Origin of the sequence: Lacibacter sp. H375 (assembly GCF_037892425.1) — a bacterium.
In the GTDB taxonomy this organism is placed as follows: Bacteria; Bacteroidota; Bacteroidia; order Chitinophagales; family Chitinophagaceae; genus Lacibacter.
The window spans coordinates 3,133,405-3,147,797 of sequence record NZ_JBBKTT010000001.1; the positions used below are offsets into that span (position 1 = coordinate 3,133,405).

A 14,393-nucleotide genomic window follows, 5' to 3' on the forward strand; every position below is an offset into this window, starting at 1 on the left:
TCAGGCGTCAAATTTCGTTGTTCTCAATCGAAAAAAAGCGAATAAGAAATCCACAAAAAGAGCGTTTTAGATAAAACAACGGGTGAAAATTTGTCAGCAGTCCCTCAATAACTATCTTTAACGGATAGACGATTTGGCTCGTTTCTTGCTAAAAAGGGGCTGCGTCGCTATTTTTGCGCCGTTGAAAAATTCCAATACCACCATGACTAGACATTTGCTTACATATCTGTCTGCCATACTACTGCTCACCAGTTGCAGTGCGGTAAAGAATGCGTTTCAGCCAAAACAATCTACAACCGCCTCAACAACAGTTGAAGAAAAAAATGAAGTGCGGCCTGAATATAAACGTGTAGGCAGCACAGGTTCTTCATCTTCAACACGGCAATCAAGTATTTTTCAAACAAAAGATGTTGCTTCTTACAGCTCATCACTCGAATTATTTTCCCTCTCACAATTTAAATATGCCATCCGTTTAGATGTGCCTGTTGAAACTATTCAGAATAAATCTTTATACGAGTTGATCGATAACTGGTGGGGTACACCTTACCGTTTGGGAGGCACTACGCAAAAAGGGATTGACTGCTCTGCTTTTGTACAAACATTAATGATGGGAGTCTTTGCAATGCAGTTACCACGCACAGCCCGTGAGCAGAAAGAAGTAGCTTCATGGATACCAATGGACGATTTGAAAGAAGGTGATCTTATATTTTTTAATACACGTGGGGGAGTATCGCATGTAGGTGTGTACCTGCATAACAATAAGTTTGTGCATGCGTCCACATCGGGAGGGGTTATGATCAGTGATCTGAACGAAACCTACTGGAGCCGGAAACTGCTGGGAGCAGGGCGGGTATTACAAAATAGTTCACCCAAACCATAAGCATTATCTTTGCAAAGAGCTTGGCTTCAACTTAACTTGAAGCCTTTTTTATTTTATGTTGACGAAACGAATTATCCCCTGTTTAGATATAAAAGATGGCCGCACGGTGAAGGGCACCAACTTTGTTGACCTGCGTGATGCAGGTGATCCTGTTGAACTGGGTGCTTTGTATGCCCAGCAAGGCGCCGATGAGCTGGTATTTCTCGATATCACCGCTACGGTTGAGAAGCGCAAAACACTAAGCGAACTCGTAAAGCGTATTGCCCGACATGTCAATATTCCTTTTACGGTTGGTGGTGGCATCAGCACGGTGGAAGATATGAGTGTGTTGCTTAACTCAGGTGCCGATAAAGTGAGCGTAAATACGGCTGCTTTTAAAAATCCTCAACTCATCAATGATATTGCGTTGGCTGCAGGCAGTCAATGTTGTGTATTGGCAATCGATACCAAGAAAGAGGAAGACGGCGAATGGTATGTGTACCTGAATGGTGGACGTACCAAAACCGATATGAAATGTGTGGACTGGGCACGGCAAGGAGTTGATCTGGGAGCAGGTGAGATTCTGCTCACCAGTATGAATAACGATGGCACCAAACAAGGGTTCGCATTGGATATTACCAAGAAACTGTCGGTTGAGTTACCAATTCCGGTAATTGCCAGTGGTGGTGCCGGAACAATGCAGCATTTTGCAGATGTTTTTGAATTGGCTTATGCCGATGCAGGACTGGCAGCCAGTATTTTTCATTTCAAAGAAATTGAAATTGCTGATTTGAAAGCATATTTGAAGGAGAGAAATGTTGCGGTAAGGATTTAGCTTTGCGGAGAAAGACAATAGAGTCATAGATAACACGGATAGTGAAGATGAAACAGATTTAATTTTGATCGGTTGTATCTTTTTAAATCAGCGTCATCAGTGTTTCTATCAAATAAAAATTAAAAAATCAACTACGTTGAAACCAGACTTTTCGAAATACCACGACGGACTGTTACCAGCCATTATCCAGGATTATAAAACCAGTAAAGTATTGATGCTTGGTTTTATGAATAACGATGCATTTATTAAAACGGAAGAAACAGGCAAGGTGACGTTTTACAGCCGCAGCAAACAACGGTTATGGACAAAGGGTGAAGAAAGCGGCAACTTTTTATCAGTAAAACAGGTGTTACTCGATTGTGACCAGGATACATTGCTGATAAAAGCTGAGCCTGCGGGACCAACCTGTCATACCGGTGCAGATACTTGCTGGAGCGAAAAAAATCACAGCGACGACTTTTTATCGTATTTAGAAGAGATCATCGAATTGCGCAGGAAAAGTACCGATGGCAAAAGCTATGTAAAAAGCTTATTCGATAAAGGGATCAATAAAATTGCACAGAAGGTGGGAGAGGAAGCAACCGAAATTATTATTGAAGCAAAAGATAATAACGAGGAGCTTTTCCTAAACGAAGGAGCAGATCTGCTCTTCCATTTTATCGTTTTATTAAGGGCGAAAAATGTTTCTTTGCAGGATGTGATTTACGTACTGAAACAGCGTCATTCGCATGCAGATTAATATGAAGTTTATTGTAACGATATGTTTGTTGATGAGTGCCGCCCTGCAACTGCAGGCACAGCAGGCTTTCCAGATTAAAGGAACGATCAGGGGTGCAAAGGAAAACGCAAAAGTAAGTCTGCGTATGGATGGACAGGATAGTGAAGCAATTGCTGAATCAACCGTTAAGAAAGGAAAGTTTGAACTGAAAGGCAATATTACTGAAACAGCGCTTTATGTGTTAAGCGTTGAAGGTGGTAAGCAGAACCTTGGCATTTTTCTCGATCCATCTGTAGTAACAGTTAATGCGCATGTTGATTCATTGCAGAAAGCTGTAGTGAACGGATCGAAAACAAACTATGAGTTTGTACGTTTCCGTCAGCAGTTCGATCCTTATTTCATGAAGCTCGATGGGTTTGGTAAACAATTGCAGAACCCCGCACTGCAGAGCAAACAGGATTCTATTTATAATCTTGTTCGCAATCTTGTAGCAGAGATCAACACTACTGCTGATACTTATATTCAGAAAAATAATCAATCGCCGGTAACACCTTTGTTACTGTATGTGATCTATAGTGTATTTCAACAGGCTGACGTGTTAGACTCTAATTATGCAAAGCTTTCTGAAGTTGCGCAAAAGAGTTTTTATGGTCGCATGGTGGGTGGTATCGTAAAAGATAATAAGATCGGTGCGGTAGGAACAGAAGCGATCGATTTTACGCAAGCCGATACATCAGGTAATCCAATATCACTGCAATCGTTTCGTGGCAAATATGTATTGGTCGATTTTTGGGCGAGCTGGTGTGGCCCTTGCCGCATGGAGAATCCAAATCTTGTTGCTGCATATAATAAATTCAAAGAAAAGAATTTCACAGTGCTTGGCGTGTCCCTCGATCGAGACCGTACTAAGTGGTTAGAAGCGATTTCACAAGATGGTTTAGCATGGACACATGTTAGTGATCTCAAATTCTGGAGCAACGAAGCAGCACGCATCTATAAGATCACATCTATTCCACAAAATCTGTTGATCGGTCCTGACGGGAAGATCATCGGTAAAAATCTACGTGGAGAAGAACTGCAGGTACGTTTGGAAGAATTGTTCAAATAAAAATAGTATGAATAAATTGTTGTCGATTGTGCTTGTGTTTGCTTTTGTAAATGCAACAGCACAGGAAAAGAAATTTACTGTAAGCGGTACGTTGCCGCCTGCAACGAAAAAGTATAATGTATTGCTGAGCTGGAATAACGGAAATGGTGCAGAAGAAGCGAAAGTTGAAAATGGCAAGTTTACCATAAATGGTGAGATCGATGAGCCGGTGATGGCCACCCTGATGTTACAGGAAGCAAACCCACCTGCAGGTAAAGTATTTGATATGACAGAGTATCGCCGCAACAACCTTACTTTTTTTCTTGATGCAGGAACCATTACGATCGTTTCGAAAACGTGGTTGAGCGAAGCGGAAGTGAAAGGTTCAGCAATTGTAAATGATTATTACAAATACCAGCAGCAAACAAAGTCGTTAAAAGAACTGGAAGATAAGATCGGTGATGTGTATTACAGTTACGGGCAGGCGAAGAACAGAGAAGCTACCAATCAGCTGATGGAGATGTTTAATGTATCGCAGAAACTGTTTGCTGCTGAGCAACTGAAATTTGTTAAGAATAATCCTGCTTCTCCGGTATCGCTGTATATGGTTGAGCAATCATTGGGCATGGATATGGATGCAGCAACTGCAGAGCCAATGTTTGTATTGCTGAGTGAAGGATTGCGTAGTTCTGAAAAGGGAAAACAAATTGCTGAAATGATCAACGTTGGAAAGAAATCCATGGTGGGTGTAGTGGCTGCTGATTTCACACAACCAACTGCTGATGGAAAAAATATTTCACTTTCGTCGCTTCGTGGTAAGTATGTATTGGTTGATTTTTGGGCAAGCTGGTGTGGTCCTTGCCGGGCAGAAAGTCCTAATCTGGTAAAGGCATACGAAAAGTTTAAGCCGAAGAACTTTGAAATTTTTGGTGTATCGCTGGATCAATCGAAAGACAAATGGTTGAAAGCAATTAAAGATGATAAATATACCTGGCCACAGGTTGGCGATATGAAGGGCTGGGAAAATGCAGCATCTCAGCAGTTTGGAATATTAGGTATTCCGTTTAATATGTTGCTTGATCCAAACGGAGTTGTAATAGCAAGGAATTTAAGAGGAGAAGCGTTGGAGAAGAAGCTGGAGGAGATTTTGAAGTAAATTTAGAAGGCACAAGAAAGAAGTCAAGATACAAGGCTCAAACATAAGAAAAGCCGATGTTCGTTTTACGAGCATCGGCTTTTTTGCGCCTTGGTTCTTCTTGAACCTTGTGCCTTGTATCTTACTTCTTCGCTTCTACAGTTGATTTAGGATCAAAGAAGGCTTTACTATAATTCGCTCCCCACATGTCATAGCGTTTGAACTGAACAAGCAAACGTTTTTCAAAGTCAGCTGCATTTCTTTTTTCTTTTGCTGTCCATAATACTTCACTCAATGCAGCCATACGGGGGAAGATCATGTATTCAATTTTGCTGCTGTTGTTCATGTATTCAGTCCACACATTGGCTTGGGCACCACGTACAAATTTTGCTTGTGATTCCGGTAATTCTTTCGGAACGGGTTCGTAGGTATAAACTTTTTGCACTGTTGTAAAACCACCAATTGTTACTGAATCTTCATTCGCTGTTTGCTTATGATCGAAATATACATGACTGCCGGGCGTCATGATCACGTAATGATTTTCTTTTGCGGCAGCAATACCACCTGCTTCACCACGCCAGCTCATTACCTGTGCGTTTGGTGCAAGACCGCCTTCAAGAATTTCATCCCAACCAATAATTGTTTTGCCCTTGGCGTTGAGATATTTTTCTATACGCTGAATAAAATAACTCTGCAGTTCGTGCTCATCTTTCAACTTCAGTTCTTTCATGCGCTTCTGGCAATTGGGACATTGCTTCCAATGAGTTTTTGGACACTCATCGCCACCAATATGCACATATTTCGATGGGAACATAGTGATCACTTCATCCAACACATTTTCAAGAAACTTGAATGTTTCATCTTTACCCGCACAGAACACATCATCAAATACGCCCCATGTTTCCTGTACAAATTTCACACGGCCTTTCTGTGCTTCCTGAACCGTTTTCAACGATACCATATTTAATGGAATCTCTGTTGTACGGTTAGGAAAACAGCTCAACGAAGGATACGCCGCAATAGCCGCACTGCTATGACCGGGTAATTCTATTTCAGGAACAACTTCTACAAAACGGCTTTTTGCATAAGCTACTACTTCTTTTATTTCTTCCTGTGTGTAATAACCGTCATGAGGTTTGTTGTCGTTGCCTTTTCCGGGGTAACGGCCAATGATTGTACCATTACGTTTGCTGCCAATCGTAGTAAGCTCAGGATATTTTTTGATCTCAATGCGCCATCCCTGGTCTTCGGTTAAATGCCAATGAAAAACATTGATCTTATGTAAGGCGAGGTAGTCGATATATTTCTTAATAAAAGAAACCGGCTCGAAGTGACGACCTACATCGAGATGCATACCACGATAATCGAAACGGGCCTTATCGTATATCTGTACGTAAGGAATTGTAGCCGTGCCGTTTTGTAGAACAGGCAATAATTGAATCAATGATTGTACTGCATGAAATGCAGACTCATCAAAATTAGCTTCAATGCGGATTCCGTTCTTGCTTACATTCAAACGATAAGCCAACGCACCACCTGTAGGCATGCGGGTGGAAGAGAAAACAATATCCGCTTTGCCGCCTTTTGCTTTTACTGCTTCAATGTTGTAATACTTTTTTAAGTATTCTGCGAGATAGTTTGTTACAGCATTTGTTCCTTCACCATCCGGAAAATTGCTGCTCCAAGTGATCTTCTGTTTCAAGGTGTACGTTCCTTTCTCAGGTTGTTTCACTTCAAATGGCTGCGGAATAATGTTGATCTCCTGTGCCGAAGCGACTAGCGTACAACACACAAACATGATCGATAAAAACCTTTTCATCTGCTGGTTTGATTTTGTTAAGAGTTATGATAAATGTTTGACTTTATTTTAATACAGGCAACACAATGTTCGACCCGTTCTTTGCATCATGCCAGATTTTTATGGTACTCTTGATGTAATCTTTTGCATTTGCTTCGTAAATATTTACAAATTGTTGCGGGTTACGATCAACTAAAGGGAACCAACTGCTTTGGATCTGTATCATAATACGATGCCCTTTTTTAAATGTGTGTGCCACATCAGGCAATTCAAATTTTACTTTCTCTACTTTGTTAGGAGTAAATGCAGATGGTGTTTCAAAACTGTTCCGGAAACGGCCACGCATTACTTCACCTCGAACCAACATCTGGTAATCGCCCATTGGATAACTGCCACCACCTAATCGACCGGCTGCCGATGTATTGCCCGGATAAGAAAAGTCACTCGGAAATACGTCAATGAGCTTCACAACAAAATCCGCATCAGTTGTTGAGATACTTGTGAGCAGATCAGCAACTACTGTTCCTGCAAGTGTAATATCTTCTGATAAGATTTCTGTTTGAAAAGAAAGCACATCTGTTCTGCGGTTGGCAAAACGCTGATCATCGGTCATGTAAGCAATGGTTCTGCTGAAGTGTACATCTTCTGTGTACGGAACAGGTTTTGCAGGATCACTCACATATTCTGAAGAACTATTGGATGATGTTGGTTTGTTCCAGCTCAAGCCGCCATTTGATTGTAAGAACATAGGCGTCATCTTGACATTAGCTGCGGGCCATTGTGTAAACTTGCGCCATTGATTTTCGCCGGTAAAGAAAATAGTTGCTTCAGCAAGTTGATCAATATTCGCTTTGCCCTCAAGATGATGCATGAAGAATGGCAATTCAATTTCGTTTTGATAATAGGTAGAAGTGTTGCTGCCGAATTTTACGTTACCTAAACTGGTGCCATCGCCTCTGCTCCATTGACCATGATACCATGGACCCATTACAATGCGATTGTTATTCTTTGCTTTGTTTTCAATGGCTTCATATGTGCGCCACGCACCAAAGCAATCTTCAGCATCAAACAATCCACCTACAACAAGTGTTGCTGTATGCGTTGGAACATTATTGACGAAGTTGCGGATGTTGCGTGCTTTCCACCAATCATCATAGTTAGGATGTTTATACATCTCATGCCAGAAAGCAATGCTGTCGCCGATAAGTGTTGCGAGATTTTTTGTTGAGCCTGCTTCTAAATAAAATTTATATGCATCCCTTGTCGGGAATTGAAAACCCGGCGAACCAACCGTTGTTGGTTTTGGACGTGGCTTACCAAAGGATGAATAAAATGAAAATCCATCCATTTGAAAGAAAGCACCGTTATGATGAAAATCATCACCCATGAACCAATCGGTAACGGGCGCCTGCGGACTAACTGCCACCAGCGAAGGATGATTACTCAATGCAGCAATAGTTGAATAAAAGCCCGGATAGGAAATTCCAAAAATGCCCACCTTCTTATTGTTGTTGGGAATATTTTTTGTTAACCAATCAATAGCATCGTAAGTATCACTTGCTTCATCAAACTCAGTGCCTTTTTTGTTGGGATTGAAAGGACGTACATCCATGAATTCTCCTTCACTCATCCAGCGGCCACGCACATCCTGTATTACAATGATGTAATTCCTGCGCATATAATAACGCCACTGGTTATCCCAGAATGCACGAAAATTATTTTCACCATAAGGTGCGCAGGAATAAGGTGTGCGATTCATAAGAATCGGATGTGCCTCACTGTTATTCTTTGGCGTGTAAACAGCAGTGAACAGTTTAATACCATCCCGCATGGGAATCATGATCTCTCTCTTTGTATAGTTATCACGTATCCATGCAGAATCCTGCTGGTTTAATGTTTGTGAACTGAGTGATAAAAAAAGGAACAGCGATAATACTGTGAATGCTAGTTTTCTCATGCCTTACGATTTAGGCTTGAAAGTTATTGAATTTGAGTGACACCTATTCGCCGGTTATGTATTCAGTACAAACGGTTGCACATGGTAAGTTGCACGCCTGTTCTTACGGACGTTCACCCCCGTTGAAAAATCTGTTGGCTATTATATTCCATTTTCCGGGGCTCAATTTGAGCAGCGAAATTGCAGATGCTTCAAACTGCTCATCAAAAGTCTGGCGTTTAAAATAGTCCCACGCTTTGATAAAGTCGCCGGGTTTAATATCCCTGTTGGCAATGGTAACATGCGGATGAAAGGGACGATCATCGGGTTTTATTTCATCGTGGAATGGTTTCATAAAATGATCTTCCACAGCTTTTCGTAAACTACCCAACTGATGATTTTCTTCAACAGCTGCGAAAATAACCCGGTTGCTGAAATGAGAGAACTGTTGCAGACGAATGTTGAAAGGCGGGAGAGTTGTTTTAAAAGTATGTGTTGTGTCGATCAGTAATTGTTCTTTTTCATTTTGCAACCAGAATGGAGGAATAATTGTGATGTGTGCTGACGATTTTAATGCAACTGTACAGCCAAAGCGATCACGCATCCATAATTTGTATGCCTGTATCTTTTTATCGATCTCAGGTGAACAAAGTAAAGCGATGTAAAACATGCTATGTGTCGCAGAGTTGTTCATTAATAAATCAATGGCCACGAAGGCTGTTTAAAATAACTTTGGAATTTCATTGATAAATGTTACTACGCTCATCCATAGCATCACTGCAACAACTATCCATCCGGTCCACAGCAACCATGCAGGATGTTGGTAATGCGCTAGTTTTCGTTTCATCATTATCCACAACATCAATCCCAACGAAAAAGGAAGAATAAAACCATTGAGTGTTCCTACTAGAATAAGAATAAACACCGGCTTACCCCACAATAGAAAAATTCCTGTTGATATAAGAATGAATAAAATGGTCGCAAGCCTTTGCTGTCTATCGAAAACGGGATGCAATGTTTTTAAGAAGGTGATAGAAGTAAAAGCAGAACCAACAACGGAGGTAATGGCTGCACACCATAAGACTACACCAAATATTTTATAGCCTAACGTGCCTGCTGCTGCCTGGAAAACAGATGCTGTTGGATTTTCAGCATTGAGCTGGAAGCCTTGATTCAAAATGCCGTATACAGCAAGAAATAATAAAATCCGCATGCAGGCGGTTAATACAATACCATTCACAGCGCTTCGTTTCACTTGCTGCATACTGATGGTAGATGATTTATCTTCCAGCAAACGATGGGCGCCAGCAAATGTGATATAACCACCAACAGTGCCGCCAACTAATGTCACAATAGAAGTAAAGTTGATCACGGAAGGCGCAAATGTGCGATGAACAACAGGTGCCAGCGGTGGTGCTGCATAAAATACAACATAGATCATGAGACCCAACATTACAATGCCGAGGATCTTTACAAACAGGTCCATAGATTTTGCAATGTCTTTCGATAGAAAAATAACAATACCGATCAAAGAACTTATAATGCTGCCCGTTTCAACACTTACCGGAAATAAAATATTTAATCCAAGACCTGCTCCGGAAATATTACCGATGTTAAAAGCAAGTCCACCAATACAAATCAATACGGTGAGTACATGACCGCTGTTTGGAACAACTTCATTCGCCAGCTCCGAACCACGTTTATTATTAGCTGTGAGTATTTGCCATATGTTGAGTTGAGCAATAATATCAATGATCACCGACACAAGAATCACAAATCCCATGCTTGCCATTAACTGTTGTGTAAACACAGTGGTTTGTGTAAGAAAGCCGGGACCGATTGCTGATGTTGCCATTAGAAAAGCAGCGCCAGCACCTTTGCCACCAAGTAGTTTCCAGTTAGTTTGCTTTGATACCAATGTGAGCCTGTTTTAATGCGTAAGAGATTGTTTTGGCAAAATCAACAGCATTGCTGCCGTCGCCATGTATGCAGATGGTATCAGCTTTTAAGTTAATGATCTTACCTGTTACACTCGTGACTGTATTACTGTTGATCATTTGTAATACCTGTTGCAGCGATGTTTGTTCATCAGTAATTAATGCATTGGGTTGAGTGCGGGGAGTTAAGCTGCCATCATCCTGGTATGTACGGTCTGCAAATACTTCATGTGCAGTTTGTAAACCCAGTGCTTCTGCTTCCGTTAATGAAATGCTTCCGCTTAAACCAAACAAAATAAGGGAAGAATCAAAATCATAAACTGCTTTTGCAATAGCTGCTGCAATCGTTCTGTCTTTCGCTGACTGATTGTACAATGCGCCATGTGGTTTTACATGATGCAGTTTTACACCTTGTTCTTTTGCGACTTGAGCGATAAGCGAAAGTTGAGCGGTTATAATTTCATAAATCTCTTCTGCTGTCTTATGTAGTTCTATGCGACCAAAATTGTCTTTATCTGGCCACGAAGGATGTGCGCCAATTGTCACGTTGTATTGCAGACATAATTCAATGGTGCGTTTCATTGTATCAACATCACCTGCATGATAGCCACAGGCGATGTTTGCACTGCTGATAAGCGGTATGATCTGTTCATCAGTAGTTAATCCTTCGCCAAGATCACAATTAAGATCAATTGATTTCATGTTGCACATTGGTCGGTACGGTCGCAGACCGTCAGACCATTTATAAAATGATGAATTATTCTTTATTTAATAACAGATTGTAATACCTCTTTCACCCGCTTCAAATCATTCACACATTTCATGTACAACTGTTCTGCTTCCTGTAAACTTACCATTTGAAATTGAATTTTATCTCCCGGTTTCTTTTGTGCAAGTAAAGAAAGATCAGCAGAACATACCTGTGCAATGCGTGGGTAGCCTCCCACAGTTTGTGCATCAGCCATCAGTATGATCAATTCTCCTGATGGCGTTAACTGAACTGTTCCTTGAGTTACTGGCGAAGAGATGATCTCACAATTTCTGTTGGTCTTTAATGTTTTTTCATTTAGCCGATAGCCCATCCGACTGCTTTGCGGGCCAATCGTAAAAGCAGCTTGTGAAAATAGTTGTGCTGTTGTATCATCAAGATAATCCCATTCAACTCCCGGCAATACACGAATAACATTTTTGGGAGTTGTTGAAAGTTCATGATTGATCTCCACTGTTGCACCAGCTTTTAAAACGTTCAACAGTCGTTGTTGTAAAACAGATAGCTCTTTATGTTGTTTCAGTATGTCGTCTTTTTGTAAGGGCCTGCCTTCGTAACCACCGGCTTTCACCAACAGATCAGTAGAGTAACTGCTGAGAAAAGTATCAGCTTGAAATCCACCTGCCTCGGCCATGTATAAACGAAAACCATTTAATTGTTGTTTACATTCAACTGTTGCACCTGCCGGAATAAATAGTGGCTGATTGATCGTTAATAATGTTTCCTGTAATTGTGGTTGTAACCCTCCACCTGTAAATGCAACGATAGAATCTTTTTTAAAACGAAAACGATGTGGCGATTGGGTGATCTCTAAAACAGCTGCAGTTGTTTCATTGCCAATGAGTGTGTTGGCAAGTTGTGCAGCATGCACATCCATTGCTCCGCCTTTGCTCACGCCAAACTGCAGGTAGTGTGTTCTACCGGTATCCTGCAGCGTGGTTAAGAATCCGCATTGTTCAATATGGATGATTGGTTTATTCATTATTACTTCGACTCTGCTCAGTATGAACCATCGACAGGGTTTCAAATTCTTCTTTACTGATCTGTTTAAATTTCACTTCATCACCTGCTTTTAATAAAAATGGATTTGATCGATTACGATCGAATAAGAGCAGGGGCGTGCGACCAATAATATTCCAGCCGCCCGGCGTAGCAAATGGATAAATACCTGTTTGGTTGCCTGCAATGGCAACAGAACCCGGTTCTACTTTTAAGCGTGGTTGTGTTTTACGTTGTGTGAAAATGCGTTCATCAACAGTGCCCATATAAGGGAAACCGGGGGTAAACCCGATCATAAATACCTTGTATATTTTTCCTGCATGAATATTGATCAATTCTTCTACTGATAATTTTAATGCTTCAGCGGTTGCAGTAAGATCTGGTGCAAATAGAGGATCGTAACAAACAGGCAATTCAATTTGTGCTCCATTGGTAAATAGATGATCTGTATTATTTATTTCTAATAACTGTTGTAAAATTTGAAGAACAGTCGTTGAAGCTGAATCATTCTTTTTCTCTACTTCAACCGGATTGTAATAAACAGCAAGAGAAGTGTAAGCGGGTACAGTTTCTACAAATCCGGGAAACGGGTTTGCTTCAATCGAAGCTTTAGCCTGCGTTACACGTGCATGCACATCTTCATGAATCACTTCGCCAAAGCAAATCAGCAGAGATGATTCATTAACTGGTATGATGCGGGGATTCTGCATTGAGTATGAAAATACGAACTAAACAAAAACGCCCCTTATAAAAGGAGCGTTTCAGTTTATATAAGTTGTTGAAGCGATTAATCAACAACGGTAAGCTTGATAAGATTGGTTGGCAGATGAAGATGAACTGGTGTGCTGCCGGTATTCACCACAATATCACCCGGGTTTACAAATCCTCTTTCTTTCAAAATATTGATCTGGTCGTTGATGATATCGTCCACACTGATCTCTTCTGAATAATAAAATGCACGAACGCCCCAGCTAAGACTTAGCTGATTCACCAATGTGCGTTCTTTTGTAAAGATGAACAAAGGCGCTTTCGGACGGAAGCTGCTCAACATAAAACCGGTGTAACCACTTTGTGTCATACCAATTAAAGCTTTTGCATTTACGTCTTTTGCAATTTCGCAGGCATTATAACAGATGGCATCACTCAGGAAAGAAGGAGAGTGCGGTTGCGGTTTCAGATCTTCTTCACGATCGTAACGGTAATAAGAACTGCTTTCGACTTCTTCAATAATTTTCACCATCGTTTCAACTACCAAAGAAGGATGGTTACCTGTGGCAGTTTCGCCACTCAACATCACTGCATCAGCACCTTCAAGTACGGCGTTGGCCACGTCGGTAATTTCACTACGGTTTGGTTTTACACGATCGATCATGCTTTCCATCATCTGCGTTGCAACAATTACCGGTTTTGCACGGTGAATACATTTGCGGATGATATCTTTCTGGATCAACGGCACCTGTTCAACAGGAAGTTCAACTCCAAGATCACCACGTGCAATCATAATGCCATCACTTTCAATAATGATATCACGGATGTTGGCAACAGCTTCAGGCTTTTCAATTTTAGCTATGATCTTGCTCTTGCTTTTACGCTCATCAAGTTTATTGCGAAGAATGATGATGTCTTTTACATTACGTACAAATGAGAGTGCTACCCAATCCAATTCCTGGTCAATGATAAATTCAAGATCAGCAAGATCTTTATCAGTTAATGCAGGTAAAGAGATTTTTGTATCGGGTAAGTTGATTCCTTTTTTTGAAGAGAGCTTACCGCCCAGAGTAACCTGCACCTGTACATCTTTTTCACGGGTGATGCCTACAACTCTAACTTCCAGTTTGCCATCATCAATTAAAATGATATTACCTGGTTTTACATCTTTATGCAGATCAGGATAAGAAACGTAAATGCGTTCTTTGGTGCCAATGAGTTTTTCGTTCGTAAAAGTTAGGATATCGCCTTCGGCCACGTCAATACCACCATTCTCCATTTCACCTACACGGAGCTTTGGCCCTTGTAAATCGCCGAGTATGGCAATATTATAAGGTTCGGTTTTATTAATAGTACGAATAAGCTCAATTATTTTTGCTTTGTCTTCATGAGCGCCATGCGAAAAGTTTAAACGAAAAACGTTTACACCTGCCTTAACAAGATCAAGTAGTTTGTCGTATGTGTCACAAGCAGGTCCAACTGTGGCAACAATTTTTGTGCGGTGGCTGCTCATGTGTCTTTTGCCTGCTTCTTTATCCATTTCTGTATGTAAATATTTTGCAACGTTCTTCGACATAGTCTGAAAGTTTGTATGGTTTATTTAATCGTTATG

General features: G+C 40.9%; 13 protein-coding genes. 5 read left to right on the forward strand and 8 right to left on the reverse strand.

Annotation, left to right across the window (positions count from 1 at the left end; translation table 11 throughout):
* Positions 1-202 precede the first annotated feature (202 nt).
* From WG954_RS13565 to WG954_RS13585, 5 genes are all read left to right on the forward strand, one after another.
* Positions 203-880, forward strand: coding sequence for a C40 family peptidase (locus WG954_RS13565; protein ID WP_340437165.1), 678 nt, complete (start codon positions 203-205; stop codon positions 878-880).
* A 55-nt stretch (positions 881-935) separates the two neighbouring features.
* A complete protein-coding gene (gene hisF, locus WG954_RS13570) occupies positions 936-1,694 on the forward strand; it encodes an imidazole glycerol phosphate synthase subunit HisF (RefSeq protein ID WP_324228555.1) in 759 nt (252 codons plus the stop codon).
* 136 nt (positions 1,695-1,830) lie between these two features.
* Positions 1,831-2,433, forward strand: a complete 603-nt coding sequence (gene hisIE, locus WG954_RS13575) for a bifunctional phosphoribosyl-AMP cyclohydrolase/phosphoribosyl-ATP diphosphatase HisIE (protein WP_340437166.1) — start codon at positions 1,831-1,833, stop codon at positions 2,431-2,433.
* Positions 2,423-3,520 (forward strand): redoxin domain-containing protein, encoded by a 1,098-nt coding sequence (locus WG954_RS13580; protein WP_340437167.1) that lies wholly within the window; start codon positions 2,423-2,425, stop codon positions 3,518-3,520. Before hisIE ends, WG954_RS13580 begins: the two co-directional genes overlap by 11 nt.
* A gap of 7 nt (positions 3,521-3,527) precedes the next feature.
* Positions 3,528-4,655 (forward strand): redoxin domain-containing protein, encoded by a 1,128-nt coding sequence (locus WG954_RS13585; protein WP_340437168.1) that lies wholly within the window; start codon positions 3,528-3,530, stop codon positions 4,653-4,655.
* A 121-nt stretch (positions 4,656-4,776) separates the two neighbouring features.
* Here WG954_RS13585 and WG954_RS13590 read toward each other — a convergent pair whose 3' ends face one another.
* From WG954_RS13590 to pyk, 8 genes are all read right to left on the reverse strand, one after another.
* Positions 4,777-6,453, reverse strand: a complete 1,677-nt coding sequence (locus tag WG954_RS13590) for a beta-N-acetylhexosaminidase (RefSeq protein ID WP_340437169.1) — start codon at positions 6,451-6,453, stop codon at positions 4,777-4,779.
* A 43-nt stretch (positions 6,454-6,496) separates the two neighbouring features.
* A complete protein-coding gene (locus tag WG954_RS13595) occupies positions 6,497-8,389 on the reverse strand; it encodes a CocE/NonD family hydrolase (RefSeq protein ID WP_340437170.1) in 1,893 nt (630 codons plus the stop codon).
* A 103-nt stretch (positions 8,390-8,492) separates the two neighbouring features.
* On the reverse strand, positions 8,493-9,080 hold the full coding sequence (locus WG954_RS13600) for a 2'-5' RNA ligase family protein (protein WP_340437171.1): 588 nt from the start codon (positions 9,078-9,080) through the stop codon (positions 8,493-8,495).
* Positions 9,081-9,089: 9 nt separating this feature from the next.
* The gene (locus WG954_RS13605) at positions 9,090-10,286 is read right to left on the reverse strand and encodes an NRAMP family divalent metal transporter (protein WP_340437172.1); all 1,197 of its coding nucleotides are present in this window, start codon (positions 10,284-10,286) and stop codon (positions 9,090-9,092) included.
* Entirely contained in the window at positions 10,267-11,007 is a 741-nt protein-coding gene (locus tag WG954_RS13610) for a 5-oxoprolinase subunit PxpA (protein WP_340437173.1), read from the reverse strand. The genes WG954_RS13605 and WG954_RS13610 overlap by 20 nt, the downstream gene beginning before the upstream one ends.
* A gap of 62 nt (positions 11,008-11,069) precedes the next feature.
* Entirely contained in the window at positions 11,070-12,056 is a 987-nt protein-coding gene (locus WG954_RS13615; RefSeq protein ID WP_340437175.1) for a 5-oxoprolinase subunit C family protein, read from the reverse strand.
* Positions 12,049-12,783, reverse strand: coding sequence for a 5-oxoprolinase subunit PxpB (gene pxpB, locus WG954_RS13620; protein ID WP_340437176.1), 735 nt, complete (start codon positions 12,781-12,783; stop codon positions 12,049-12,051). The genes WG954_RS13615 and pxpB overlap by 8 nt, the downstream gene beginning before the upstream one ends.
* A gap of 77 nt (positions 12,784-12,860) precedes the next feature.
* A complete protein-coding gene (pyk, locus tag WG954_RS13625) occupies positions 12,861-14,357 on the reverse strand; it encodes a pyruvate kinase (RefSeq protein ID WP_340437177.1) in 1,497 nt (498 codons plus the stop codon).
* Positions 14,358-14,393: the final 36 nt, after the last annotated feature.